The organism is Micromonospora yongxingensis (assembly GCF_052601155.1).
On record NZ_JBQXEO010000001.1, the window covers coordinates 608,109 to 632,422 of the forward strand.

Below are 24,314 nucleotides of genomic sequence, written 5' to 3' on the forward strand. Positions count from 1 at the left end.
CCGACCCGCCGTGTGAGAGGTTCCTGATGCCCGACGACGCCCCCGCCCTGGATCTGCTGGCGCTGCTGCCGGAGCAGTGGCGTGCCGTGCTCACCCCGCACCTCGACGCGGCGCGCACCGCCGCACTCGCCGAGTTCGTCGCCCGGGAGTACGCGACGCAGACCGTCTTCCCGCCGCTGACGGACCTGTTCTCGGCCTACCGGCTCTGCCCGCCGCAGGCCACCCGGGTGCTGATCCTCGGGCAGGACCCTTACCACCGGGCCGGGCAGGCGCACGGGCTGAGCTTCAGCGTCCGCGACGGGGTGGCCGTGCCGCCGTCACTGCGCAACGTCTTCAAGGAGCTGGGCGAGGACCTGGGCGTTCCCAAGCCGCCCAACGGCAACCTCAACGGTTGGGCCGCGCAGGGAGTGCTGCTGCTCAACGCGGTCCTGACCGTCCGTCAGGCCACCCCGGGCTCGCACGCGAACGCCGGCTGGGAAGAGTTCACCGACGCCACCATCCGGGCGCTGGACGCGTCGCCGGACCGGGTGGTCTTCCTGCTGTGGGGCGGTTACGCCCGCAAGAAGGCGGCCCTCGTCACCAACCCGCAGCACGTGGTGCTGGAGGCCGGCCACCCCAGCCCGATGAACCCGCGCGGCTTCCTCGGCAGCCGCCCGTTCAGCGCGGCCAACAAGGCGCTCGCCGACGCCGGGCTGCCCACCATCGACTGGGAGCGCACCGCCGGCTGACCGGGCGCCGGCCCACCTGGCTACGGGTTTCGCCCGCCGGCGAGCTGCCTGTCCCGGTAACGGCGCAGCAGGTCGCCGGCCCGCGGCTCGGTCAGCTCCAGCTCGGCGAGGGGCACGACCCGGTAACCGCGCCCAGCGTGGCGCACCTCGATCGTCTCGGGCAGGTCGTCGCACATCGTCGCCCTGATCTCGCCGTAGCGGGTCGACCAGAGGTGCTGGCCCTGCTCCTCGGGCTCCAACCGCACCCCGCCGAACTCACCCCAACGATCGTTCCACCGCTGGCCGTAGGCCTCCTCCAGCCAACGGGTGAACCGTTCCGAGTCGTGCCAACGCACGGCGATGTCGAGTGCGTCGACCGGCACCGGAGCACCCTGCAACAGCGCCGCCGTGCTTCCCGTGATCACCTGCGGGAAGTCGGTGAGTCGGTCCAGCAGCCGATTCAGGCCCAGCTCGTCGACCCGCTCGGCGACCGGCCGGGCGGCCAGTTCGGCGATGCGGGCGTCGAGGTGGGCGTCGAGCGGCTCGACTCCGACGGCCAACTGGACGCCCATGGCGGCGAGCAACCGCTCCAGCACCGGGACGCTGGGTGCCCGGTCACCGCGTTCGATCCGGGCCACCGCCGCCTGGCTGACTCCGGCCAGCTCGGCCAGCTCACGCTGGCTCAGCTCGCGCAGGTGTCGTTGTCGGCGCACCGTGGCGCCGATGAGGGTGACGAGGCGAGTGGAGGACATCCCGGCATGGTGGACCAGGCCGGCCTGACGGCGGTACCGCTGAGCCGGATTGACGACTCGCCGGATCGGTGGTCGCCTGTCGCCGGACGGCGGGCCTCGCCCTGATGAGCGTGATACCTCTGAGGCATAAATATGACTCAGAGGTATCACGCTCTTCGGAGAATGTGCCGCCGACCCGAGAGCGGTGGCTGTGGGGCGGGGCGGGGCGTGACCGGGGCGCCGGGCGGGGCGGCTAGGCTGGCTTACCGTGCTCGTACTCGTGGTGGACAGCTCGACCCCCGCGGTGACCGCCGCGCTGGTGGAGGTCTCGGCGGACGACGTGGCGCTTCGGGCGCACCGGTGCACGGTCGACGCCCGCGCGCACGGCGAACTGCTCGCGCCTCAGGTCGACGCGGTCCTCGCCGACGCCGACGCGCGCCCGCGTGACCTGGGTGCGGTCGTCGCCGGGCTCGGCCCCGGGCCGTTCACCGGGCTGCGGGTCGGCCTGGTCACCGCCGCCACCATGGGCCAGGTGCTCGACATCCCCACGTACGGCGTCTGCTCCCTGGACGGGATCGGCTACCCGGCGGCCACCGGCGACCCGGTGCTGGCCGCGAGCGACGCCCGCCGCAAGGAGCTCTACTGGGCCGTCTACGATGGCGCCGGCCAGCGGATCGTCGGCCCCGAGGTGTCCACGCCGGCGGTCGCCGCCGCGCGCGCCCGTGAGCTTGGGGCGACGGTTGCGGTGGGTGACGGCGCACACCGGTACGCGGACACGCTCGGCCTGCCGGTCCGGGTGGAGCCGCGCTACCCGGACGCCACCGTGCTGGCGCTGCTCGCCGCCGAGCGGATCCGGGCCGCCGCGCCCACCGAGCGGCTCACCCCCCTCTACCTGCGCCGCCCCGACGCCGTGGCGGCGGCCGCCCGCAAACCGGTCCTCCCGTGACGGCTGTCCGGCTGGAGCGGTTCCGCTGGTGGCACATCGACCAGGTGCTACCCATCGAGGCGGACGTCTTCGGCGCCGAACAGTGGTCGCCGGCGATGTTCTGGAACGAGCTGGCCAACGGGCACCACTACCAGGTCGCCACCGACGACGACGGGACGGTGCTCGGCTACGCCGGGCTCGCCGGGGCTCCGCCGGACGAGGTGTGGGTGCAGAACATCGCCGTCCGCCGGGACGCCCAGCGGCGCGGCGTCGGCCGTGCGCTGCTGGAGGAGCTGCTCGCCGAGGCGACCCGGCGCGGCGCCCGCAGCACCCTGTTGGAGGTCGCCGCGGACAACGCACCCGCCCAGCGCCTCTACGCGATGTACGGCTTCGAGCCGATCGGGGTGCGGCGCGGCTACTACCAACCGAGCAACACCGACGCGCTGGTCATGCGGCGCGACACCGAACCGACCGGGGACGGACCACACGACAATGGCTGACGAACCGCTGATCCTGGGCATCGAGACCTCCTGCGACGAGACCGGCGTCGGCATCGTGCGGGGGCACACCCTGCTGGCCGACGCGCTCGCCTCCAGCGTCGAGGAGCACGCCCGGTTCGGGGGCGTGGTGCCCGAGGTGGCAAGCCGGGCCCACCTGGAGGCCATCGTGCCGACCATGGACCGGGCGCTGCGCGAAGCAGGCGTCACCCTCGCCGACATCGACGCGATCGCGGTCACCTCCGGCCCCGGGCTGGCCGGCGCGCTGCTGGTCGGCGTGGCCGCCGCCAAGGGGTACGCGCTGGCCGCCGAAAAACCGGTGTACGGCGTCAACCACCTGGCCGCGCACGTCGCCGTGGACACCCTGGAGCACGGCCCGCTGCCCGAGCCCGCCATCGCGCTGCTGGTCTCCGGTGGGCACTCGTCCCTCCTGCTGGTCGACGACCTGGCCCGGGGCGTCACGCCGCTCGGCGCCACCATCGACGACGCGGCCGGCGAGGCGTTCGACAAGGTCGCCCGGCTACTCGGTCTGCCGTTCCCGGGCGGCCCGCCCATCGACCGCGAGGCGCGGGCGGGGGACGCCGGCTCGATCGCGTTCCCGCGTGGCCTGACCGCCGCCAAGGACCTGGCCGCGCACCGGTACGACTTCTCGTTCTCCGGCTTGAAGACGGCGGTGGCCCGCTGGGTCGAGGCGCGGCAGCGCGACGGCGAGCCGGTGCCGGTGGCCGACGTGGCCGCGTCCTTCCAGGAGGCGGTCTGTGACGTGTTGACCACCAAGGCGCTGGCCGCCTGCCGGGCGAACGGGATCGAGACCCTGGTCATCGGCGGGGGAGTGGCGGCGAACTCGCGGCTGCGGGCGATGGCCGAGCAGCGGGCCGAGAAGTACGGCATCCAGGTCCGGGTGCCCCGGCCGAAACTGTGCACCGACAACGGGGCGATGGTCGCCGCGCTCGGTTCGCACCTGGTCGCCGCGGGGGTCGCGCCGAGCCGGCTGGACCTGCCGGCCGACTCGGCGCTGCCGCTGACCACGGTCAGCGTGTGACGGGGGCCACGGACATGATCGTGCGGATGTGGGAGGCACGCGCGGAGGCGTACGGCGTCGCGGACCTGATCACCTGGGTGTGCGACACCGCCCTGCCGGAGTTGGAGCACGACCCGCTGCACGTGTCCAGTGAGGTCTTCTCCTCCACCGATCACCGGGTGGTGGTGATCTCCAAGTGGCGCAGCAACCCGCGCCCACTGCCCGAGCCACCCGCCCTGCTGGTGGCCCGCGCTCCGCACTCCTGGGACTTCACCCAGGTCGACCGCTGACCTGTCGGACCCGTGTTCGCCGTGAGCTGCGGCACGTCCGGGCGCTAATTGGTTCGCTGGTCCGGTGCCGGCCCCCTAGCGTCGAGCCGTCATGCGCTTCTCACCGGCCGGCGACCCCGGCGTTCCCGATGCCCGGTCGGCCACCCGCTACCTGATCTGGCTGGCCACCCGGCACAAGCGGCTGTTCACCGCCGGCATCGCTCTCGGTGTGGTGTGGATGGTGGCGCAGGCGCTGATGCCGGCCGCCGTCGGCCGGGCCGTCGACGGTCTGGCCCGTCGGGACGAGGACACCCTTCTCACCTGGGGTCTGGTGCTGTTCGGGCTGGGCGTGCTCCAGGCGGTCGCGGGGATCCTGCGGCACCGGTGCGCCGTGCACAACTGGCTGGCCGGGGCGTACCGGACCGTGCAGTTGACCGTCGAGGCGGCGAACCGCCTCGGTGCCGCGCTGCCCCGCCGGGTGGCCGCCGGCGAGGTGGTGAGCATCGGCACGTCCGACATCGGGCAGATCGGGCACGCCATCGACATCACCGCCCGGGGTGCCGGCTCGCTGGTCGCCATCGCCACCGTCGCGGTGATCCTGCTGAACGCCTCGATGCCGCTCGGGCTGGTCGTGGTGCTCGGCGTACCGCTGCTGATGGCGGTGGTGGCGCTGCTCATCCGGCCGCTGCACCGCCAGCAGCAGGCGTACCGGGACGCGGAGGGGGCACTGACGGCCCGGGCCGGCGACATCGTCTCCGGGCTGCGGGTGCTGCGTGGCGTCGGCGGCGAGCCGGTGCTCTCCGCCCACTACCGGAGCCGGTCGCAGGAGCTGCGGACACGTGGCCTGCGGGTGGCCCGGGTGGAGTCGCTGCTGGAGGCGGCGCAGGTGCTGCTGCCCGGTGCCTTCCTGGTGCTGGTGACGTGGCTGGGCGCCCGCTTCGCGCTGCGCGACCAGATCAGCGCCGGGCAACTGGTCGCCTTCTACGGCTACACCGCGTTCCTGGTCAACCCGTTGCGCAACCTCACCGAGGCGGTCGACAAGCTGACCCGTGGGCACGTGTCGGCCCGCCGGGTCGTCCGGCTGCTGCGGCTCACTCCGGAGCTGGTCGATCCGGCGCGGCCGGCGAGGGTGCCGGGCGGGCCGGGGGAGCTGGCCGATTCCGAGTCCGGGGTGGTGCTGCGGCCGGGCCGGTTCACCGCGTTGGCGGCCACCGCCCCCGAGGACGCGGCGGCGATCGTGGACCGGCTCGGCCGGTACACCGACTCGGACGCCACGCTGCACGGCGTACCGCTGCGGGCGCTGGCGCTGGCGACGGTGCGTGAGCGGATCCTGGTGGCCGACAACGACGCACATCTGTTCACCGGCGTGCTCCGCACGGAGCTGGACCCGCACGATCGGGCCGACGACGAGGTGCTCGGCGCGGCCCTGGCGGCGGCGAGCGCCACGGACATCGTCGAGGCGCTGCCCGACGGGCTGGACAGCCCGGTGGCCGAGCGCGGTCGGGAGTTCTCCGGCGGGCAGCGGCAACGGCTGCGGCTGGCCCGCGCACTGGTCGCCGATCCGGAGACGCTGCTGCTGGTCGAGCCGACCAGCGCGGTCGACGCGCATACCGAGGCCCGGATCGCCCAGCGCTTGGCTGACGCCCGCACCGGCCGGACCACCCTGGTCTGCACCACCAGCCCGCTGATGCTCGGCCGGGCCGACCGGGTGATCTTCGTGGAGGACGGCAAGGTGGTGGCCGAGGGGACGCACTCCGAGCTGCTGGACGGCGAGCCGCGCTACCGGGCGACGGTCAGCCGGGAGGAGGACTGATGGCCACCGCACTGCCGGTCGCCGACGCGCAGCAGGTCCGCCGGTACGCGCGGACGCTTGTCCGCCGGCACCCGCGCGCGTTGGCCGTCGCGCTGGGCCTGCACGCACTGGCCGCCGCCGCCGGGCTGGTGGCCCCCCGGCTGCTCGGCGACCTGGTGCAGGGCATCTCCCAGGGTGTCGTGGAGTCCACCGTGGACCGGGTCGCGCTGCTGATCGGCGGGTTCGTGGTAGCCCAGTCGGTGCTGGTGCGGTTCGCTCATCTGGCGTCGTCCCGGCTCGGTGAGCGTGTCCTCGCCGAGCTGCGCGAGGAGTTCGTGGACCGCATCCTCGACCTGCCGCTGGCTACCGTCGAGCGGGCCGGCACCGGGGATCTGCTCACCCGTACGTCCCGGGACGTCTCCGCGCTGTCGCGGACCGTCCGCCTGGCGGTGCCCGAGACGTTGATCGCGGTGGTCACCGCCGGTTTCATCGTCGGCGCGCTGCTGCTGATCGGGCCGCTGCTCGCGCTGCCCTGCCTGCTGGCGGTGCCGCTGCTCCTGGCCGGCACCCGCTGGTACCTGCGCCGCGCGCCGGCCGGCTACCTGCGGGAGAACGCCGCCTACTCGGACATCACCGACGGGATCAGCGAGACCGTGGAGGGTTCGCGGACCACGGAGGCGTTGCGGCAGCAGACGCGCCGCCGGGCCCGCAGTGACGTGGACATCCGCCGGTCGTACGCGGCCGAGCGGTACACGCTGAACCTGCGGACCGTCTTCTTCCCGGTGGCCGAGATCGGGTACGTGGTGCCGGTGGTCGCGACGCTGCTGATCGGCGGCTGGTTCTACCTGCGGGGCTGGGCCACTCTCGGTCAGGTCACCGCGGCCACCCTCTACGTGCAGCAGTTGGTGGACCCGGTCGACCGGCTGCTCTCCTGGTTGGACGAACTCCAGGTGGGGGGCGCCTCGATGGCACGCCTGCTCGGGGTGGCCCGCACCGGGGAGCCTCCCACCGCCGGCGCGTCGGCGCCTGCCGCGCCCTCCGACGGCGGCCCGGCGCAGCTCGTCGCCCGGGACGTGCGGTACGCGTACCGCACGGGGCGGGACGTCCTGCACGGGGTGACACTGGTGCCGCGGCCGGGGGAGAAGCTGGCGATGGTCGGGCCGTCCGGCGCCGGCAAGTCCACGCTGGGCCGGCTGCTGGCCGGGGTGCACGCCCCGCGCAGCGGATCGGTGACCGTGGGCGGGCGTCGACTGGACGAGTTGCCGTTGGACGAGCTGCGCTCGCACGTCGCCCTGGTCACGCAGGAGCACCACGTCTTCATCGGTCCGCTGCGCGAGAACGTGGCCATGGTCCGTCCGGGCGCCGACCTGGCGCGGGTGCGGGCGGCGCTCGCCGCGGTGGCCGCCCTGGAGTGGGCCGAGGCGCTCCCCGACGGGCTGGACACGGTGGTCGGTGCCGGTGGCCACCCGCTCTCCCCGGCGCAGGCGCAACAGGTGGCGCTGGCCCGGCTGGTGCTGGCCGACCCGCACACGCTGGTGCTGGACGAGGCGACCTCGCTGATCGACCCGCGCGCGGCCCGGGAGCTGGAACACTCCCTGGCCGCCGTGCTGGCCGGCCGCACCGTGATCGCCATCGCGCACCGGCTCTTCTCGGCGCACGACGCGGACCGGGTGGCGGTGGTGGAGGACGGCCGGATCACGGAGCTGGGCACCCACGACGAGCTGGTGGCGGCCGGCGGCTCGTACGCGTCGCTGTGGCGCTCCTGGCACCACAGCGACGAGCCCGCCGACCGGCCCGCCACCAGCCAGGTCGACGGTCAGCTGCGGCGCAGCATCCGGTAGGTGGCGATCCCGCCGGTGCCCAGCGCGGCGAGGAACACCAGCCAGACGACGGTGCTGCTGACCCCGACCTGCGGGCCGGTGTTCGCGGCGGCGGCGGCGAGCAGGCCGTCGTTGCCGGGGGCGGGCAGCGCCGCCGGCGGCAGCTCGGGCCAGCGGACCAGCCCGGTGCTCTCCAGCATCTGCATGTGGTGCATCACGAACCCGTTGGCGTCGTCGCAGAGTTTGCGCACGGTGGCGTCCCGGGTGCTGGCCCGTACGGCGCCGATCACCGGGAAGATCTTGCCGTGTGCCACCCGGAGCCGGGTGACGAAGATCTGGTCGAACCGGGCGCCGGAGGCGTTCTGCATCTCCGACAGCCAGCCCTTCTGCTCGGCGGTCGGTTCGCTCGGGATGGTCGCGCCCAGCTTGTTGGCGGCGTCCACGACGAGCTGGTCGAGCCGCTGGTGCTCGTTGGCGATGCCCGCGCCGATCTCCCGGACCTTGGCCGACTGTCCCTTCTCGGCGGCCATCTGACCGGCTGGCATCTCCCACAGTCCGGCCAGCCGCACCCCGTTGAGCAGGGTCATGTCGGCGGCGTTGAGCTGCTGCCCGCCGGCGGGCGCGGCGACGGCCACGCCGGGCAGGACACCGACTCCCGCGATGACGGCGATGAGCAGCATCGCCGCCCGGTGGGTCCGGTTGCCCAGCCGGCGACGGGCGGATCTGAGCGGTGCCATGTCTGCGGTGCCTCCTCGGTGCCGACCGAAACGCGTCCGAACCGGGCAGCCGCACCTGTGCCGGCCGCCCGTCCGTCCACTGATACGGACTGACCGCCCGATCAGTTCACCGGTTGGGGTGGGTCAGCGGGTGACGGCGATGAAGCCGCCGAGCAGCAGCAGCGTGAGCGCGGCGACGGCGAAGAGCACCAGCAGTTCCTGGCGACCGTGGCCCGTCGGGTCGCCGCCGGTCGACGACGCGGTGGCGGGGTCGGGCAGAGCCGGCAGGTCGCGGGTCAGCGCGGCCAGGTCACCGAGTGTGCGCGCGGCCCACACCGCGCCGGCCCGGTCGGAGAACTCGTCGAGGGTGAGCCGGCCGGCGGTGGTGTGCCGGTGCAGCTCGGCGACCACCCGGTGGCGGTCGTCGTCGGAGGCGCGCAGCTCGACATCCACGCCGACAGGGTACGCGGATCAGCCCACGTCGAGGGGGTCGGCGAGGAGCCGTTCGAAGGCCAGTTCGGCGGCGCCGATCAGGGGTGCGTCCGCGCCCAGCTTGGGGGTGCGCAGCCGGACGTGCTCCAGGCAGGCGCCGAGCGCGTTGGAGTTGAGCCGGCTGCGGATCTGGGCCGCCGCGGCGAGGTAGAGGTCGCGCATGGTGCCGCCGAAGATGACCATCTCCGGGTTGAAGACGTTCACCAGGTTGGCGACGCCGAAGCCGAGCCAGTCGCCGGCCTGGCGGACCGCCGTCTGTGCCCGGGCGTCGCCCCGGTCGGCGGCGTCGAAGACGGCCAGCAGGGCGTCCCGGCCCCGGGCGTCGGAGCGGCCGGCGGCACGGAGCAGCCCGTGTTCGCCGATCTCGGTCTCCCAGCAGCCCCGGGAGCCGCACTCGCAGGGCTTGCCGTCGCGGACCACCTTCATGTGGCCGACCTCGCCGCCGTACCCGCCGTGCCCGGTCAGCCGGCGCCCACCGGCGATGATGCCGGCACCGACACCGACGTCGCCGTACAGGTAGATGACGTTGTCGCAGCCGGCGGCCACGCCCCGGGCGTGCTCGGCGAACGCGGCCACGTCGGCCACGTTGCCGACGGTGATCGGCACGCCGATGCCCAGTTCGGCGCTGAGCGCCGCGCCGATCGGCTCGTCCACCCAGCCGGTGGTCGGGCCGAGCCGGACCAGGCCGTCGTGGCGGCGGACCATGCCGCAGACCGCGAGGCCGGCGCCGACGCAGATGGCGTCGGGTGGCACGACCTGCTGCATCTCCTTGACCGCGCCGCCCAGCAGCGGCGCGGCCTCGGCGGCGGTGAGACCCCGCGGCCGGTCCAGTTCACGGCGGTCGAGCACCGCACCGCCGAGACCGATCCGGGCGGCCCGCAGCCGGTCCACCTCCACGGAGTACGCGTACGCGTACACCCGCTCCGACTCGGGTCGGACGACCAGCGAGGGGCGGCCGGCCCGGCCGGTCTCCCTCGGTGCGCCCTCGCTGACCAGCCCCACACCGGCCAGGTCGGCGGTGAGCGCGCCGATGGTGCTCCGGTTCAGGCCCAGCGTGGTGGTCAGCTCGGCACGTGTGGTCGCCCCGTGGACGTGCACGTGTCGCAGCAGTGCCCCAAGGTTCTGCCGCCGGACCTCGTCCTGGCTCGGTGCCGGGCGCATCGTGGTGCTACCTCCCGCGGTCAGCGGGTGCCGGTGGCTGCCGCGCGGCGGCGGGAGAGCGCGTCGACGCTGGCGGCGAGCAGCAGCACGACGCCGGTGACCACGTACTTGACTCCCGCGCTGTACCCCATCAGGCCCATTCCGTTTTCGATGACCGCGACGACCGCCCCGCCGAGCACGGCGTCGAGGACGCGGCCCTTGCCGCCGAAGAGGCTGGTGCCGCCGATCACCGCCGCGCCGACCGCGTAGAGCAGTACGTTACTGCCCCCCGTGTTCGGGTCGACCGAGTTGGCCCGGCTGGCCGCCACGATTCCACCGATGGCGGCCATGGACGAGCAGATGACGAAGACCGATATCCGGATCCGGTCGACGTCGATGCCGGCCCGGCGGGCCGCTTCCCGGTTGCCGCCCACGGCGTAGATGTGCCGGCCGTAGCTGGTGCGTTGCAGCACGAAGGTCCAGACGATCAGCAGCACGGCGATGACCGGCACCACGATCGGCACACCCTTGAGCGAGACGATCAGCACGTTGCGGCTGCGCTCCAGGTTGAGGACGTACACGGCCGTGCCGAGGATGACGGCGAGCCCGGCGATCCGGAGGGCCACCACCGCGATCGGGTCGGTGATCAGACCGCGGGCCACCCGGTTGCGGTGGCGCAGCAGTTGCACCGCCGCGTAGCCGACGACCGCGATGGCGGTCAGCGCCCAGCCCAGGGTGGGGGCGAGGTTGCGGTTGGCGATGGCGACCAGCACCTCGTCGCGGACGGAGATGTTGGTGCCCTCCTTCACCAGCAGCAGCACGATGCCCTGGAAGGCGAGGAAGCCGGCGAGGGTGACCACGAAGGACGGAATGCCGATCTTCGCGACCAGCAGGCCGAGGCTGGTGCCGATGAGCACGCCGGTGGCGACGGCGGCGAGCACGGCCACCCACCAGGGGTAGCCGAGCACGGTGACCACATTGGCCAGCACCGCCGCGCAGACGCCGCTGGCGAAGCCGGCGGAGAGGTCGATCTCGCCGAGCAGCAGCACGAAGACCAGGCCCATGGCGATCAGCGTGACCGCCGCGCCCTGGGTGAAGAGGTTGGCGAAGTTGCCGGCCGACAGGAACGACGACGGCCGCATGACCGCGAAGACGGTGCAGAGCACGATCAGCCCGAGCACGGCCGGCAGCGCGCCGACGTCGCCACCGCGTACCCGGCTCCAGTAGGTGCGGACGTGGCCCCCGACGGTCGGCGGCGGTGTGACGGCCGCGGGGCCGCCCTTCCGCACGGCGGTGGTGGTCATCGGTGGCCTCCTGAGATCGAGTCGGCCGGCTGCGTGCCGTTGCCGTTGCCGCCCGCGCCGGGGTCGTCGGTGAGGCCGAGCGCGCCGGAGCGTCCGGCGGTGATCAGCTCGACGACCTGGGCGTGGGTGATGTCGGTGGTCTTCACCTGGGCGACCATCTGGCCGAGGTACAGCGCGGCGATCCGGTCGGCGACGGCGAAGACGTCGTTCATGTTGTGGGAGATCAGCACCACGGCCAGGCCGTTGTCGGCGAGACGGCGGACCAGTTCGAGCACCTGGGCGGTCTGCGCCACGCCGAGCGCGGCGGTCGGCTCGTCCAGGATGACCAGCTTGCTGTTCCACAGCACCGCCTTGGCGATGGCCACGGTCTGGCGCTGGCCTCCGGAGAGGCTGGAGACGTGTTGGCGCAGTGAGGTGACGGTGCGGATGGAGAGCCCGGCCAGCGTCTCGGCGGCGAGCTGTTCCATGCTCGGCTCGTCCAGGACGATGCCGCTGCGCTTCTCCCGGCCGAGGAACATGTTCTGCACGATGTCCAGGTTGTCGCAGAGCGCGAGGTCCTGGTAGACGACCTCGATGCCGAGTGCGGCGGCGTCGCGGGGGCTGTTGATGTGCACCGGTTCGCCGTTGAACAGGAACTCGCCCGCGTCGGTGGGGTGGATGCCGCTGATGCACTTCACCAGGGTCGACTTGCCGGCGCCGTTGTCGCCGACGAGCGCGGTCACCTCGCCGGGGTGGACGGTCAGGGCGACGTCGCGGAGCACCTGGACGGGACCGAAGCTCTTGTCGATCCCGCGTAGTTCCAGCAGGGGGGTCGCGGACACGGGGGTCTCCTTACGGGAGGGTCGGGGCTCGTCCGGCGGGCGCCGCCCGGCACGGGATCAGGCTCCCGTGCCGGGCGGCGTTGGTCGTCCCGGCGGGTACTGCGGCGTCGGTCAGCTGATGCCGGCGTCGGCGCAGAGCTTGGCGTACGCCCCGGTGCAGACCTCTTCCTTGGTCACGTAGCCGTCGGCGATGACGTCCTTGACGTTCTCCTTGTAGATGGCCTTCGGGGTGAGCAGCACCGAGGGGACGTCCCGGTTGCCCTCCGGGTCCTTCACCGTCTGGCCGGTGTCCTTCCTCTCGCCCTTGGCCAGCGCGATGGCCAGGTCGGAGGCGGCCTTGGCCTCTTCCCGGACGGCCTTGTAGACGGTCATGCACTGGTCACCGGCGAGGATGTTCTGCAGGCCCTCCGGGGTGGCGTCCTGCCCGGTCACCGGCACCTTGCCGTTGAGCTTGTTCTTCTTCAGCACCGAGATGGCGGCGTTGCCCAGACCGTCGTTGGCGGCCAGCACGCCGTCGATCTTGCCGTTGGCCTTGGTGAGCTGCTGCTCGAAGATCGTCGCGGCCTGCGCGTTGTCCCAGGCCGGTACGGCGTCCTCGGGGCCCTTGGTGTACTCCTTGGCGTCGAACTTCGGCTTGAGCACCGAGTCGTAGCCGTTCTTGAAGAGGGTGGCGTTGTTGTCGGTGGGGGAGCCGTTCAGGTACGCCACGACGGGGTTCTTGGCACCCTGGTCGGTCAGGCACTTCGCCAGGCCCTCGCCCTGGAGCTTGCCGACCGTCTCGTTGTCGAAGCTGACGTAGTACTGGGCCGAGCCGCCCAGGGTCAGCCGGTCGTAGTCGATGGTGGCGACGCCCTGCGACTTGGCCTTGTCGAGCACGGCCTTGCCGGTGCCGGAGTCCAGGTTGACGATCATCAGGGCGGTGACGCCGCTGGTGATCATCTGGTCGGCGATGGTCTGGAAGGCGGTCTTGTCGTTCTGGGCGTTCTGGATGTCGTACTGGACGCCGGCGGCCTTGAACGCCTCTTCCAGGAACCGACGGTCCGCGCTCTCCCAGCGGGCGGAGGACTTGCTGTCCGGGAGGATCACGCCGATCTTGGGGGTCTTGGCGGAGCTGGCCTGGTCGTCGCCGGAGTCGCCGCCGCAGGCGGTCATGCTGCCGGTCGTGAGCAGGCCCACGGCGGCGATGGTGAGGAGCCCCTTACGCATGTGCAGGGTCCTTTCGGAGGTGGGGGAGGTGTTGTTTTGTTGTGCCCGGCAACGTATTTCGCATCACACCGAATCCACAAGACCGGCGGTGCGTCAAGTTTGTTGGGAGCGATAACAATTCAGCAACGCGACTGTCACTCCCCGGTCATCCAGGGGAGATGACCATGGGCGGCAGCGGTCAGCGGGCCTGGAGCGCCGCTGTGCGCGCCTCGGTCAGCGCGACCAGATCCGCCGCGGCCAGTTCGAGTTGCAGACCCCGCCGGCCAGCGGAGACATAGATCGTCGGCAGATCCAGCGCGGATTCGTCCAGCACGGTGGGCAGCCGCCGGCGCTGCCCGAGCGGGCTGATCCCGCCCCGCACGTAGCCGGTCGCCCGCTCGGCGACCGCCCGGTCGGCCAGCACCGCCCGCTTGCCACCCACCGCCGCCGCGAGCGCCTTGAGATCCAGCTCGCCGGTCACCGGGACGACCGCCACGGTGAGCGCCCCGTCGACCTCGGTCACCAGGGACTTGAACACCCGCTCCGGCGGCACGCCGAGCGCCGCCGCCACCAGCGCGCCGTAGTTCGGTGCGTCCGGCGCCACCCGGTACGGATGGGTGTGGTGCGCGATCCCGCGCTTGACCAGCAGTGCCGTCGCCGGTGTGCCCTGTCCCGCCACGCCGACGAACCTAGTCGACCGGACGGCCGATGAGTACGGTCGGTGCCCCGGCGACCCGGGTGAGCACCAGACTCGCCGACGCGTCACCGGCCAGCCGCAGGTCGCGACGGAGCTGCTCCGGGGTGAGCGCGGAACCTCGCTTGAGGATCTCCACCCGGCCCACCCGGCGGTCCCGCAGCAGCGTCCGCAGGCGCTTCAGGGAGAACGGCAGCACGTCGGTGATCTCCAGGCAGCGCGCGTACGGGGTGCGGGTCGGGCGGTCGGCGTAGAGGTAGGCGATGCTCGGGTCGCCGAGGGTGGCATCCAGCTCGCCGGCCAGCTCGGCGACGAGGTGCGCGCGGACCACCGCCGGATCCGGGTCGTACAGGTAGCGGCGCGGCGGCCCGACCGGCGCCTCGGCGGCACCGGAGCCGGTGAGCTGGTGACGGCGGGTCCCGGCACCCTCCTGGCGGTACACGGTGGCCCGGCGGGGCACCTCCGCCAGCTCACCGCACCAGAGCGCCGCCTCGACCAGGTCGCCGTCCACACCGACCCACTCCGCCTCCGCGCCGGCCGGGATGAGCGCGTGGTCCAACCCCGGCGCGACCTTCACCACGGTGCGCGGCACCCGCTCGGCCAGCCCGGTGACGAAGTCCCACGGCGGCGAGTAGGCGCGCGGGTCGAAGATCCGCCGCCCGGTCCCGGCACGGCGTCGGGCCGGGTCGCAGAAGACACCGTCGACGCGGGAGACGTCGAACGAGGTGGCGTCGCCGCACTCGACCGTGAACAGGTCGGCCAGCCCGGCCGCGGCGGCGTTGGCGGCGGCCATCGCGGCGGTCACCGGGTCGGCCTCGACCCCGTACACCCGGATGCCGGCGCGGGCGGCGGCGAGCGCGTCGGCGCCGAGCCCGCACCCGAGGTCGGCGAGGGTGCGCACACCGGCCGCGCGCAGCCGGTCGGCGCGGCGGTCGGCGACCACCCGGCGGGTGGCCTGCTCCAGCCCGGCACGGGTGAGGAACATCCCGGCGGCGGCCGGCCCGAACTTCCCGGCCGCCCGGTGGCGCAGCTCGGCCTGCGTGAGTGCCGCCGAGGCCAGTGCCGGCGGCACGCCGGTCGCGCGCAGGGCCGACGCCGCGGCCAGCGGGTCACCGCCGGCCAGCCCGGCCGCCGCCGCGAGCGCGGCCGACCCCTCGGGGGTACGCAGGGCCGCCAGCTGGTCGAGATCCACCCGGTCATTGTCCCGGGCCGACTCGACCGGCCGGACGGTGGTGTCAGTCGGTGGGCGTGGCGACGACGAAGGCCCGCCAGCTCGCCGGGGTGAAGGTGAGCGCCGGCCCGGCCGGGTCCTTGCTGTCGCGCACGGCGACCACACCGGGCAGGTTGTCGGCGACCTCGACGCAGGCGCCGCCGTTCTGGTTACTGCGGGAGGCCTTGCGCCAGGTGGCGTGGGTCAGGTCCATGTCTGCACCACTTCCTCGATCAGCCGGGCGGACTGCCGGCACGGCAGCGCCTCGCCGGTCACAGTCTCCCAGCGCCGTTCCAGGGCGGCAACGTCGTTCGGGCTGTCCACGGTCTGCCCCCGGAGCTGGTTGTCCAGGTGGGCCAGCTCGGCCCCACTGGCGAGGCGGGCCAGGATGAACGGGCCGGCGAGCCCGGCGTGCCACGGTGCGTCGGCCGGCACGACCCGGACCTGGACGTTCGGCTCGGTGCCCACGGCCAGCAGGTGCTGGAGCTGCTCGCGCATGCTCTCGCGGTCGCCGAGTTGCCGGCGCAGTGTGTGCTCCTCCAGCACCGCGACGAGGTGGGGACGCGGGTCGGCGGTCAGCACGCTCTGCCGGGCGAGCCGGGTCACCACCCGCGTCTCCACCTCGTCGGCGGTCAGCTCGCCGCCCACGCCGAGCATCGCCCGCGCGTACCCCTCGGACTGGAGCAGGCCGGGGATCACCGTCGGGTCGTACCAGCGCAGCGCCGCCGCCTCCCGCTCGTTCTCCTCCCACGGGCGGAACCAGTCGGGCGCGGCGTGGAAGCGGATCAGCTCCAGCATGCCGACGAAGAGACCGCCGGTGTCCAGGGTCGAGTCGATGCGGCCGACGTAGTCCGGCTTGACCGGGCTCTGCCCGGTCTCGACCGCACTCACGTACGACGACGAGTAGTTGATCAGCTTGCCCAGCTCCTCCTGGCTGAGCCCGCGCGCCTGGCGTGCGCGGCGTAGCTGTTCGAGCAGGAACGTCAGGGTCGGTATCCGGGACACTCGGCTCCCTTTCCGCGGCTTCCGGTGGTGGCAACCGACGGTAGGAAGATGGCCACGGTGTGACGAGACGCTCCCGGCGTGTTGCGGTAACGACTGGCGGAACTGTGGCGACACGACGGACGACGCGTTGGCACTCTCCTTGACGGAGTGCTAGCCACGGAATAACCTGCGATTAGCACTCTCACCCTGAGGGTGCCAGCCCTCGGGTCTCGACCCGGGTGCGAAACGCCAGGCGGACCGGCACCCGCGACGACGGCCCCGCCCGGTGGCATGAGGCAGATTGACGCTGGCCGGCCACGCCGGCCGGCAACGAAACCAGTACCCCAGGAGGGTATGCCCGTGACTACCGCGACCAAGGTTGCGATCAAGCCGCTCGAGGACCGGATCGTGGTCCAGGCGAACGAGGCTGAGACCACCACGGCGTCGGGCATCGTGATCCCCGACACCGCCAAGGAGAAGCCGCAGGAGGGCACTGTCCTCGCTGTCGGCCCGGGCCGGATCGACGACAACGGCAACCGTGTTCCGCTCGACGTCAAGGTCGGCGACACCGTTCTCTACTCGAAGTACGGCGGCACCGAGGTCAAGTACGCCGGCGAGGAGTACCTGGTGCTCTCCGCCCGCGACGTCCTCGCGGTCATCGAGAAGTAAGCAACCGATCAGTGCCATTGCCCCGGTCCGGCTCGCCGGGCCGGGGCAGTGGCGCTTCGAAGGGACATTCATGGCGAAGATCCTGAGCTTCTCGGACGACGCCCGGCACCTGCTGGAGCACGGTGTCAACGCCCTCGCGGACGCGGTCAAGGTCACCCTCGGCCCGCGCGGGCGCAACGTCGTCCTGGACAAGAAATTCGGTGCGCCGACGATCACCAACGATGGTGTGACCATCGCCAAGGAGATCGAGCTCACCAATCCCTACGAGAACCTCGGCGCGCAGCTGGTCAAGGAGGTGGCGACCAAGACCAACGACGTCGCCGGCGACGGGACCACCACCGCGACCGTGCTGGCCCAGGCGATGGTCCGCGAGGGCCTGCGCAACGTCACCGCCGGGACCAACCCGGCCGGCCTCAAGCGGGGCATCGACGCGGCGGCCACCAAGATCTCCGAGGCGCTGCTCGGCCGCGCCGAGGCGGTCACCGGCAAGGAGTCGATCGCGAACGTGGCGACGATCTCCGCGCAGGACTCCACCATCGGTGAGCTGATCGCCGAGGCGATGGAGCGGGTCGGCCGCGACGGTGTCATCACCGTCGAGGAGGGCTCCGCGCTCACCACCGAGCTGGACGTGACCGAGGGTCTCCAGTTCGACAAGGGCTTCATCTCGCCGAACTTCGTCACCGACCTGGAGAGCCAGGAGTCCGTCCTCGAGGACGCGTACATCCTGGTCACCACCCAGAAGATCTCGGCGATCGAGGAGCTGCTGCCGCTGCTGGAGAAGGTCCTCCAGAACAGCAAGCCGCTGCTGATCATCGCCGAGGACGTGGACGGCCAGGCGCTGTCCACCCTGGTGGTCAACTCGCTGCGCAAGACCCTCAAGGTCTGCGCCGTGAAGGCCCCCGGCTTCGGTGACCGGCGCAAGGCGATGCTCCAGGACATCGCGATCTCCACGGGCGCCGAGCTGGTCGCCCCGGAGCTGGGCTACAAGCTCGACCAGGTCGGCCTGGAGGTGCTCGGCACCGCCCGTCGCGTCGTGGTCGACAAGGAGAACACCACGATCGTCGACGGCGGCGGCCAGAAGGCCGACGTCGAGGACCGGGTGGCCCAGATCCGCAAGGAGATCGAGGCATCCGACTCCGACTGGGACCGGGAGAAGCTGGCCGAGCGGCTGGCGAAGCTCTCCGGCGGCATCGCCGTGATCAAGGTGGGTGCGGCGACCGAGGTCGAGATGAAGGAGCGCAAGCACCGCATCGAGGACGCCATCGCGGCGACCAAGGCCGCGGTCGAGGAGGGCACCGTCCCCGGCGGTGGCGCCGCCCTGGTGCAGATCCTCCCCGTGCTCGACGACGACCTCGGCTTCACCGGTGACGAGAAGGTCGGCGTCTCGATCGTGCGCAAGGCGCTCGTCGAGCCGCTGCGCTGGATCGCGCAGAACGCCGGTCACGACGGCTACGTCGTGACCCAGAAGGTCGCCGACCTGAAGTGGGGCAATGGCCTCGACGCCGCCAAGGGCGAGTACGTCGACCTGGTCAAGGCCGGCATCATCGACCCGGTGAAGGTGACCCGCAACGCGGTCACCAACGCCGCCTCGATCGCCGGTCTGCTGCTCACCACGGAGAGCCTCGTGGTGGAGAAGCCGGAGCAGGCCGAGCCGGCCGCCGCCGGTGGCCACGGCCACGGTCACGGCCACCAGCACGGCCCGGGTTTCTGACCCGGTAGCGACACCCGTTCCGGGGCACACCGTCGTACGGCGGTGTGCCCCGGTCCGTCTTCTCCGGTCATTACCGAGCGCTGACGTTGTTGGCGACCGGGCGGAATGATCGCGCACACTGGGCCGATGAGCACCACGTCGCGGCGCTACGCCGCGCTGGCCGGAGTCACCGCCGCCGCCGTCGCGATCGGAATCGCGGAACCGGTGGCGGTGCTGACCGGGCCCCGGTCGGCGCCACTGGTCGCGGTCGGCGGAGTGGTCGTCGACGCCGTCCCGGAGTCGCTGAAGCAACTCGCCATCGACATCTTCGGCACCGCCGACAAGATCGCCCTGCTGGTCGGCACGGCCCTGCTGCTGGGCGCGTTCGCCGCGCTGCTCGGGGTGCTGGCGGTGCGCCGCCTGGCCCTCGGCCTGGCCGGCATCGCGGCGTTCGCCGCCGTCGGCGTGGCCGCCGCGCTGACCCGTGCCGGCGCGGATGCCGCCGACGCGCTGCCGTCGCTGGTCGGCGGCGGGCTCGGCGCCCTGGTGCTCTGGCTGCTCATCGCCGGTCCGCTGGAGCTGGACCCGTGGCCGTGGTCCCCACCCACTCCGACCACGGTGCCGGCCGCGCCGAGTGAATCGGCGCCGGGGGAGGGTGTCGACCCGGAGTCGCGGCGGCGGTTCCTCACCGGCGCCGGGGTGCTGCTCGGCACGGCCACGGTGGCCGGTCTCGGTGGGCGCTGGCTCGCCGGTCGGCGCGGTGTGTCCGCCGCCCGGGAGGCGATCCGGCTGCCCGCTCCGGTCGCCCCCGCACCGGCCGTGCCGGCGGGCGCCGACCTGTCCCTGGCCCAGCTCGCGCCGTACGTCACCCCGAACTTCGGGTTCTACCGGATCGACACCGCGCTGGTGGTGCCTCAGGTGGACCCGGCGACCTGGCGGCTGCGGATCCACGGGCAGGTCCGCAACGAGCGCACCTACACCTACGCCGACCTGCTGGCCCGGCCGCTGGTCGAGCGGTACGTCACCCTGGCCTGCGTCTCCAACGAGGTCGGCGGAGACCTGATCGGCAACGCCCGCTGGCTCGGCGTGCCCCTGCGGGAACTGCTGGACGAGGTCCAGCCGGAGGAGGACGCCGACCAGGTCGTCGGCCGGTCCGTCGACGGCTGGACCTGCGGCACCCCCACGGCGGCCCTGCGCGACGGGCGGGACGCGCTGCTGGCGGTCGGCATGAACGGCGAGCCGTTGCCGGTCGAGCACGGCTTCCCGGTGCGGATGGTGGTGCCCGGCCTGTACGGCTACGTGTCGGCGTGCAAGTGGGTCACCGAGCTGGAGCTGACCCGCTTCGTCGACTTCGACGCGTACTGGGTGCCGAGGGGCTGGTCCGTCCAGGGACCGATCAAGACCCAGTCGCGGATCGACACGCCGCGCTCGCGCAACCGGCTGACCGCCGGCCCGGTGACCGTGGCCGGGGTGGCCTGGGCGCAGCACCGGGGCATCCGCCGGGTCGAGGTACGCGTCGACGGTGGCCCCTGGCAGGAGGCGCAGCTCGCCCCGTCGGTGTCGGTGGACACCTGGGTGCAGTGGTCGTGGCGCTGGGACGCCGCACCGGGAGAGCACCGGCTCCAGGTCCGGGCGACCGACACGACCGGCGAGACCCAGACCGAGCGCACGCAGGGCGTCGTCCCGGACGGCGCCACCGGCTGGCACACGGTCACCGTCACCGTCCGCTGACCCTGCATCGGCTGACCGACCTCGCCGGGTGGCGCGGAACGGCCGCCGCGTCCGGCTCGGGGCGGTCGGTGCCAAGGGTGCGATACCTGTGAGGCATAAATATGCCTCTCAGGTATCACGCTCGTTGCCGCGTCCGCCTCCGGACCGCGTGCCCGGATCGACCGAGGTGTCCCGGCGACGAGACGCCGGACGCACCCCGTGCGACGGGACGCGGAAACCGCGCCCCCGGTGACGGGGGCGCGGTTCGCGGTGTCGCGGGAGTGTGGCCGGTCAGGCGACGTTGCGCTGCGCCGGGACCGTCGACTTGTGCGGACGACCCAGCCGGGCCTCCAGGCGGGACACGTCGACGCGGGCCTGTCGGCGGTCGGCCAGATCCTCCCAGCCGACGGCGAGCAGGCGCAGCCGCTCGGACTCGCTGAAGCCGCCCCACACGCCGTACGGCTCGCGGACCGACAGCGCGTGCGCGGCGCACTCGGCGCGGACCGGGCAGGTACGGCAGACCGCCTTGGCGGAGGATTCCCGACGCAGTCGGGAGGAGCCCCGCTCGCCGTCGGGGTGGAAGAACTGGGCGCTGTCCCGCCCTCGGCAGGCACCGAGACGCTGCCAGTCCCAGAGATCGACGATGGGTCCGGGCAGTCTACGTACGTTCGACATCAGCACCCCTCCTCCCGCGCGGCACCGCGAGATCCTTGTGGCCGGCTTCCGGGCGGCGGGCCGCGCAGGCGCACCGTTCCCGGCCTGGACTTCCCGGTACCCGTGCTTTCCCCGGCTCACACGTCTGTGATCGAGAACGCCCCGCAACTTGCGGCTTTTGCCCTATCTGTCGGAAAAGTTCGGTGGGTTGCCGGGAACCCCCTCCCCAGCCGACCCCGTCATGGTCTGCTCGTTGGCGGAGAGGAGACCACAGTGCGTACCGTTCTTGTGTGCGTTCGGACACCACTCGCGGCCCAGCATCTGACTTCCGCGGCCGCGCGGCTGGGGTTGTCCGCGATCGTTCGTACCGCCGTCTCCGATCCCGAGGTGATGCTGCGGCTGGCCGAGCGCCCGGCCGACGTGGTGCTGGCCGACACGGCCCTCACCCGGCCGGACAGCGCCGGCTTCGTGCGGCGGGTGCTGGCCCGCGCGCCGCAGGCCGCGGTGCTGCTGCTGGGCACTGAGGAATCCGAGGCCGCGGCGGCAACCATCAGCGCCGGCGCCCGCGGCCTGATCCAGAACGTCGACCACGACCTGACCAGCGCGGTGGCCAAGGCCCTGCTGCTGCTCACCGCACCCGGCCGGGCCAACCGGCAGCGGACCACCGACCCGGCCCGGGACACGGCGGCGGTCGGCGGTTCGGCCCGCCCCGGGCCGTCGTTGCGCGGCCCCGCCGAGCCGGCCTGGGCGGCCACGCCCGGTGAAGGGCCGGCGGGTGTGCCGTCGGTGCCGGTGCAGCGCGGCGACGACGAGGCCGACGCGGCGACCGGTGACCCGGCGAGCGACCAGAGCGACCAGACACGTCCCGGGCCGGCCGCCCGGCCCGCCCGGGTGTCGATCGGGCTCACCGAACGGGAGCTTCAGGTGCTGCTGGGCATGGCCGAGGGCAAGAGCAACGCGGAGATCGGCCGGGAGTTGTTCGTCTCGGAGGACACCGTCAAGACCCACGCCCGCCGGCTGTTCCGCAAGCTCGGCGCCCGGGACCGTGCCCACGCGGTGGCCGCCGGCTTCCGCGCCGGCCTGGTCGCCTGACACCCGAACCGCCGGCCGGGCTCAATCCGTCGAGGTGCCCGGTTCGTCCTCGGTGCCCTCGGTCAGGGTGTCGTGCACCCCGTCGGCGTACCCGCGTGCGTAGTCCCAGGTGACGTAGTGGTCCGGGTCCGGGTCGTACGCCGGCTCGTGCACCCGGGGGCGGCCCGAGTTGAGCAGGTGGCGCAGGTTGCCCCGGAGCAGATCCCAGTCGAAGTAGTGCGGCTCGCGGCAGTCCTCGCATTCGATGACCAGCCCGCGGACCCCGATCGGCGCCAGCAGAGCCTGGTAGATCTCCAGGTCGGCGAGGTCCTCCAGCACGTCCTGCCGCTCGACGTCGGTCAGCGGATCCGGCGTCGCGTCGTCGCCCGGATCGTCCAGCCCCGCGGTCGGGTCGGCCGGGTCGCCGTTGAACGGGTCGATGGGCTCGTCGTGCACCCCCTCACCGTAGACCCAACGCGGCGGGAACGTCCGCCCCCGGCCCCGCGCCGGGCCGGCCCGCCACCGCAGGAGCTGCCCAGCTCACTGGGTACGATGAGACGACGTGCCGGCACCGTGGTGCGTTCCGGTGCCCGCCCGCGCCACCTCGCTGAAGCCCATTCGAGCAGCTCAGGGGAGCAATCGTGGAAAATTCGCCCAGCACTGATCTTCCGGCCGGCGCCGAGCACGCCGACCTGGGCGGCCACCTGCCCGAGCTGCCCGCCGGCTCCGCCAGGGTGGTTCCGCTCGGGCTCACCTTCGACGACGTGCTGTTGCAGCCGGGCGAGTCGGACGTCGTTCCGAGCCGGGTCAACACCCGCACCCGGCTCACCCGCGGGATCGAGTTGACCGTTCCGCTGCTCTCCAGCGCCATGGACACCGTCACCGAGGCGCGGATGGCGATCGCCATGGCCCGCCAGGGCGGCATCGGCGTGCTGCACCGCAACCTCTCGCTGGAGGACCAGGCACTCCAGGTCGACCTGGTCAAGCGCTCCGAGTCCGGCATGATCACCAACCCGGTGACCGCCAGCCCCGACGACACCCTGCGCGAGGTCGACGAGCTGTGCGGGCGGTACCGGATCTCCGGCGTCCCCGTGGTGGACGGCGACGGCCAGCTCGTGGGCATCGTCACCAACCGGGACATGCGCTTCGTCTCCGAGCCGGGCACGCCGGTCCGGGACATCATGACCCGCACGCCGCTGGTCACCGCCCGGGTCGGGGTGAGCAAGGACGAGGCGCTGGAGCTGCTGCGCCGTCACAAGATCGAGAAGCTGCCGATCGTCGACGACTCCGGCCGCCTGCGCGGGCTGATCACCGTGAAGGACTTCACCAAGAGCGAGCAGTACCCGAACGCCACCAAGGACGACGCCGGCCGGCTGCGGGTCGCCGCCGCCGTGGGCGTCGGCGAGGACGCGTACAAGCGGGCCCGCGCCCTGGTCGACGCGGGCGTGGACGTGCTGATCGTGGACACCGCCCACGGTCACCAGCGGGCCGTGCTGGACATGGTGCGCCAGCTCAAGAAGGACGTCGCCATCGACATCGTCGGCGGCAACGTGGCCACGTACGCCGGCGCGAAGGCACTGGTCGACGCCGGCGCCGACGGGATCAAGGTGGGCGTGGGTCCGGGTGCGATCTGCACCACCCGGATCGTCGCCGGGGTCGGCGTTCCGCAGATCACCGCGATCATGGAGGCGGCCCGGGCCGCCCGCCCGGCCGGCGTGCCGGTGATCGGTGACGGCGGCATCCAGTACTCCGGTGACATCGCCAAGGCGCTGGTCGCCGGTGCCGACACGGTGATGCTCGGCAGCCTGCTGGCCGGCTGCGAGGAGAGCCCCGGCGAGCTGATCTTCATCAACGGCAAGCAGTACAAGGCGTACCGCGGGATGGGCTCGCTCGGCGCGATGCAGTCCCGGGGTCAGGCCAAGTCGTACTCGAAGGACCGGTACTTCCAGCAGGACGTGCTCGCCGAGGACAAGCTGGTCCCCGAGGGCGTCGAGGGCCAGGTGCCCTACCGGGGCCCGCTGTCCGCGGTCGCCCACCAGCTCATCGGCGGGCTGCGCGCCGCGATGGGGTACGTCGGCGCGGAGAGCATCCCCGAGCTGCACCGGCGTGGACAACTGATCCGGATCACCGCGGCCGGGCTCAAGGAGAGCCACCCGCACGACATCCAGATGACCGTCGAGGCGCCCAACTACCACTCCCGCTGACCATCCCC

At 72.7% G+C, this 24,314-nt stretch carries 25 protein-coding genes; 12 read left to right on the forward strand and 13 right to left on the reverse strand.

Going from position 1 to position 24,314, the window contains the following annotated elements:
- The first annotated feature begins 26 nt into the window (after nucleotides 1–26).
- On the forward strand, nucleotides 27–728 hold the full coding sequence (gene ung / locus ACTWLT_RS02945; RefSeq protein ID WP_252418916.1) for a uracil-DNA glycosylase: 702 nt from the start codon (nucleotides 27–29) through the stop codon (nucleotides 726–728).
- Between the two features lie 20 nt (nucleotides 729–748).
- Here ung and ACTWLT_RS02950 read toward each other — a convergent pair whose 3' ends face one another.
- Complete coding sequence (locus tag ACTWLT_RS02950) at nucleotides 749–1,459, reverse strand: helix-turn-helix domain-containing protein (protein WP_445316998.1); 711 nt, start codon at nucleotides 1,457–1,459, stop codon at nucleotides 749–751.
- 247 nt (nucleotides 1,460–1,706) lie between these two features.
- On the opposite strand from ACTWLT_RS02950, the gene tsaB reads away from it, so the two are divergent.
- From tsaB to ACTWLT_RS02980, 6 genes are all read left to right on the forward strand, one after another.
- Nucleotides 1,707–2,384 (forward strand): tRNA (adenosine(37)-N6)-threonylcarbamoyltransferase complex dimerization subunit type 1 TsaB, encoded by a 678-nt coding sequence (gene tsaB, locus ACTWLT_RS02955; RefSeq protein ID WP_445316999.1) that lies wholly within the window; start codon nucleotides 1,707–1,709, stop codon nucleotides 2,382–2,384.
- Nucleotides 2,381–2,863 (forward strand): ribosomal protein S18-alanine N-acetyltransferase, encoded by a 483-nt coding sequence (rimI, locus tag ACTWLT_RS02960; protein ID WP_445317000.1) that lies wholly within the window; start codon nucleotides 2,381–2,383, stop codon nucleotides 2,861–2,863. Before tsaB ends, rimI begins: the two co-directional genes overlap by 4 nt.
- A complete protein-coding gene (gene tsaD, locus ACTWLT_RS02965; RefSeq protein ID WP_445317001.1) occupies nucleotides 2,856–3,902 on the forward strand; it encodes a tRNA (adenosine(37)-N6)-threonylcarbamoyltransferase complex transferase subunit TsaD in 1,047 nt (348 codons plus the stop codon). Before rimI ends, tsaD begins: the two co-directional genes overlap by 8 nt.
- A 14-nt stretch (nucleotides 3,903–3,916) precedes the next feature.
- The gene (locus ACTWLT_RS02970) at nucleotides 3,917–4,171 is read left to right on the forward strand and encodes a hypothetical protein (RefSeq protein ID WP_074314499.1); all 255 of its coding nucleotides are present in this window, start codon (nucleotides 3,917–3,919) and stop codon (nucleotides 4,169–4,171) included.
- Nucleotides 4,172–4,262: 91 nt separating this feature from the next.
- On the forward strand, nucleotides 4,263–5,963 hold the full coding sequence (locus ACTWLT_RS02975) for an ABC transporter ATP-binding protein (RefSeq protein ID WP_445317002.1): 1,701 nt from the start codon (nucleotides 4,263–4,265) through the stop codon (nucleotides 5,961–5,963).
- Nucleotides 5,963–7,783 carry an ABC transporter ATP-binding protein gene (locus tag ACTWLT_RS02980; protein ID WP_445317003.1) on the forward strand — a complete coding sequence of 607 codons (1,821 nt, stop codon included), beginning with the start codon at nucleotides 5,963–5,965 and terminating at the stop codon, nucleotides 7,781–7,783. The genes ACTWLT_RS02975 and ACTWLT_RS02980 overlap by 1 nt, the downstream gene beginning before the upstream one ends.
- Here ACTWLT_RS02980 and ACTWLT_RS02985 read toward each other — a convergent pair.
- The 10 genes from ACTWLT_RS02985 to ACTWLT_RS03030 form a co-directional block, all read right to left on the reverse strand.
- Entirely contained in the window at nucleotides 7,759–8,499 is a 741-nt protein-coding gene (locus tag ACTWLT_RS02985) for a DUF4142 domain-containing protein (protein WP_252418923.1), read from the reverse strand. The two genes, ACTWLT_RS02980 and ACTWLT_RS02985, sit on opposite strands and share 25 nt — an antisense overlap.
- A 123-nt stretch (nucleotides 8,500–8,622) precedes the next feature.
- Complete coding sequence (locus ACTWLT_RS02990) at nucleotides 8,623–8,931, reverse strand: DUF1707 SHOCT-like domain-containing protein (protein ID WP_252418924.1); 309 nt, start codon at nucleotides 8,929–8,931, stop codon at nucleotides 8,623–8,625.
- An 18-nt stretch (nucleotides 8,932–8,949) separates the two neighbouring features.
- Complete coding sequence (locus ACTWLT_RS02995) at nucleotides 8,950–10,131, reverse strand: ROK family protein (protein ID WP_445317004.1); 1,182 nt, start codon at nucleotides 10,129–10,131, stop codon at nucleotides 8,950–8,952.
- Nucleotides 10,132–10,151: 20 nt separating this feature from the next.
- On the reverse strand, nucleotides 10,152–11,414 hold the full coding sequence (locus tag ACTWLT_RS03000) for a sugar ABC transporter permease (RefSeq protein WP_445317005.1): 1,263 nt from the start codon (nucleotides 11,412–11,414) through the stop codon (nucleotides 10,152–10,154).
- Nucleotides 11,411–12,235 (reverse strand): ATP-binding cassette domain-containing protein, encoded by an 825-nt coding sequence (locus tag ACTWLT_RS03005; RefSeq protein ID WP_445317006.1) that lies wholly within the window; start codon nucleotides 12,233–12,235, stop codon nucleotides 11,411–11,413. The genes ACTWLT_RS03000 and ACTWLT_RS03005 overlap by 4 nt, the downstream gene beginning before the upstream one ends.
- Nucleotides 12,236–12,346: 111 nt before the next feature.
- Nucleotides 12,347–13,441 carry a sugar ABC transporter substrate-binding protein gene (locus ACTWLT_RS03010; RefSeq protein ID WP_445317007.1) on the reverse strand — a complete coding sequence of 365 codons (1,095 nt, stop codon included), beginning with the start codon at nucleotides 13,439–13,441 and terminating at the stop codon, nucleotides 12,347–12,349.
- Nucleotides 13,442–13,619: 178 nt separating this feature from the next.
- Nucleotides 13,620–14,099 carry a Cys-tRNA(Pro) deacylase gene (gene ybaK / locus ACTWLT_RS03015; protein WP_445317008.1) on the reverse strand — a complete coding sequence of 160 codons (480 nt, stop codon included), beginning with the start codon at nucleotides 14,097–14,099 and terminating at the stop codon, nucleotides 13,620–13,622.
- 10 nt (nucleotides 14,100–14,109) lie between these two features.
- Nucleotides 14,110–15,306 carry a THUMP-like domain-containing protein gene (locus ACTWLT_RS03020; RefSeq protein WP_445317009.1) on the reverse strand — a complete coding sequence of 399 codons (1,197 nt, stop codon included), beginning with the start codon at nucleotides 15,304–15,306 and terminating at the stop codon, nucleotides 14,110–14,112.
- A gap of 43 nt (nucleotides 15,307–15,349) precedes the next feature.
- Complete coding sequence (locus tag ACTWLT_RS03025; RefSeq protein WP_445317010.1) at nucleotides 15,350–15,538, reverse strand: DUF397 domain-containing protein; 189 nt, start codon at nucleotides 15,536–15,538, stop codon at nucleotides 15,350–15,352.
- Entirely contained in the window at nucleotides 15,529–16,329 is an 801-nt protein-coding gene (locus ACTWLT_RS03030; protein WP_445317011.1) for a helix-turn-helix domain-containing protein, read from the reverse strand. The genes ACTWLT_RS03025 and ACTWLT_RS03030 overlap by 10 nt, the downstream gene beginning before the upstream one ends.
- A 339-nt stretch (nucleotides 16,330–16,668) precedes the next feature.
- Here ACTWLT_RS03030 and groES point away from each other — a divergent pair, with 339 nt between their 5' ends.
- From groES to ACTWLT_RS03045, 3 genes are all read left to right on the forward strand, one after another.
- Nucleotides 16,669–16,977: a co-chaperone GroES gene (gene groES, locus ACTWLT_RS03035; RefSeq protein ID WP_074318937.1), complete on the forward strand. Its 309-nt coding sequence runs from the start codon at nucleotides 16,669–16,671 to the stop codon at nucleotides 16,975–16,977.
- 70 nt (nucleotides 16,978–17,047) lie between these two features.
- Complete coding sequence (gene groL / locus ACTWLT_RS03040) at nucleotides 17,048–18,688, forward strand: chaperonin GroEL (protein WP_445317012.1); 1,641 nt, start codon at nucleotides 17,048–17,050, stop codon at nucleotides 18,686–18,688.
- A 126-nt stretch (nucleotides 18,689–18,814) separates the two neighbouring features.
- Complete coding sequence (locus tag ACTWLT_RS03045) at nucleotides 18,815–20,398, forward strand: molybdopterin-dependent oxidoreductase (protein ID WP_445317013.1); 1,584 nt, start codon at nucleotides 18,815–18,817, stop codon at nucleotides 20,396–20,398.
- A 270-nt stretch (nucleotides 20,399–20,668) separates the two neighbouring features.
- Here ACTWLT_RS03045 and ACTWLT_RS03050 read toward each other — a convergent pair whose 3' ends face one another.
- On the reverse strand, nucleotides 20,669–21,052 hold the full coding sequence (locus ACTWLT_RS03050) for a WhiB family transcriptional regulator (protein WP_252418935.1): 384 nt from the start codon (nucleotides 21,050–21,052) through the stop codon (nucleotides 20,669–20,671).
- 252 nt (nucleotides 21,053–21,304) lie between these two features.
- Here ACTWLT_RS03050 and ACTWLT_RS03055 point away from each other — a divergent pair, with 252 nt between their 5' ends.
- A complete protein-coding gene (locus tag ACTWLT_RS03055) occupies nucleotides 21,305–22,123 on the forward strand; it encodes a helix-turn-helix transcriptional regulator (RefSeq protein ID WP_445317014.1) in 819 nt (272 codons plus the stop codon).
- Nucleotides 22,124–22,144: 21 nt separating this feature from the next.
- Here the strand turns inward: ACTWLT_RS03055 and ACTWLT_RS03060 are convergent, their stop codons facing one another.
- Nucleotides 22,145–22,558 carry a DUF5319 domain-containing protein gene (locus ACTWLT_RS03060; protein ID WP_445317015.1) on the reverse strand — a complete coding sequence of 138 codons (414 nt, stop codon included), beginning with the start codon at nucleotides 22,556–22,558 and terminating at the stop codon, nucleotides 22,145–22,147.
- Between the two features lie 185 nt (nucleotides 22,559–22,743).
- Between ACTWLT_RS03060 and guaB the strand changes: the two genes are divergently transcribed.
- Nucleotides 22,744–24,306, forward strand: coding sequence for an IMP dehydrogenase (gene guaB, locus ACTWLT_RS03065; RefSeq protein WP_445317016.1), 1,563 nt, complete (start codon nucleotides 22,744–22,746; stop codon nucleotides 24,304–24,306).
- The last annotated feature ends 8 nt before the right edge of the window (nucleotides 24,307–24,314 follow it).

Excerpts from the sequence above, each read along its gene's own strand:
- ACTWLT_RS03050 (WP_252418935.1), bottom strand. The coding sequence starts at position 21,052 with ATGTCGAACGTACGTAGACTGCCCGGACCCATCGTCGATCTCTGGGAC.
- ACTWLT_RS02970 (WP_074314499.1), top strand. The coding sequence starts at position 3,917 with ATGATCGTGCGGATGTGGGAGGCACGCGCGGAGGCGTACGGCGTCGCG.
- ACTWLT_RS02985 (WP_252418923.1), bottom strand. The coding sequence starts at position 8,499 with ATGGCACCGCTCAGATCCGCCCGTCGCCGGCTGGGCAACCGGACCCAC.
- ACTWLT_RS03045 (WP_445317013.1), top strand. The coding sequence starts at position 18,815 with ATGAGCACCACGTCGCGGCGCTACGCCGCGCTGGCCGGAGTCACCGCC.
- ACTWLT_RS03000 (WP_445317005.1), bottom strand. The coding sequence starts at position 11,414 with ATGACCACCACCGCCGTGCGGAAGGGCGGCCCCGCGGCCGTCACACCG.
- ACTWLT_RS03025 (WP_445317010.1), bottom strand. The coding sequence starts at position 15,538 with ATGGACCTGACCCACGCCACCTGGCGCAAGGCCTCCCGCAGTAACCAG.
- ACTWLT_RS02975 (WP_445317002.1), top strand. The coding sequence starts at position 4,263 with ATGCGCTTCTCACCGGCCGGCGACCCCGGCGTTCCCGATGCCCGGTCG.
- ACTWLT_RS02980 (WP_445317003.1), top strand. The coding sequence starts at position 5,963 with ATGGCCACCGCACTGCCGGTCGCCGACGCGCAGCAGGTCCGCCGGTAC.
- tsaD (WP_445317001.1), top strand. The coding sequence starts at position 2,856 with ATGGCTGACGAACCGCTGATCCTGGGCATCGAGACCTCCTGCGACGAG.
- groL (WP_445317012.1), top strand. The coding sequence starts at position 17,048 with ATGGCGAAGATCCTGAGCTTCTCGGACGACGCCCGGCACCTGCTGGAG.
- ACTWLT_RS02950 (WP_445316998.1), bottom strand. The coding sequence starts at position 1,459 with ATGTCCTCCACTCGCCTCGTCACCCTCATCGGCGCCACGGTGCGCCGA.
- ung (WP_252418916.1), top strand. The coding sequence starts at position 27 with ATGCCCGACGACGCCCCCGCCCTGGATCTGCTGGCGCTGCTGCCGGAG.
- ACTWLT_RS03010 (WP_445317007.1), bottom strand. The coding sequence starts at position 13,441 with ATGCGTAAGGGGCTCCTCACCATCGCCGCCGTGGGCCTGCTCACGACC.
- ACTWLT_RS02995 (WP_445317004.1), bottom strand. The coding sequence starts at position 10,131 with ATGCGCCCGGCACCGAGCCAGGACGAGGTCCGGCGGCAGAACCTTGGG.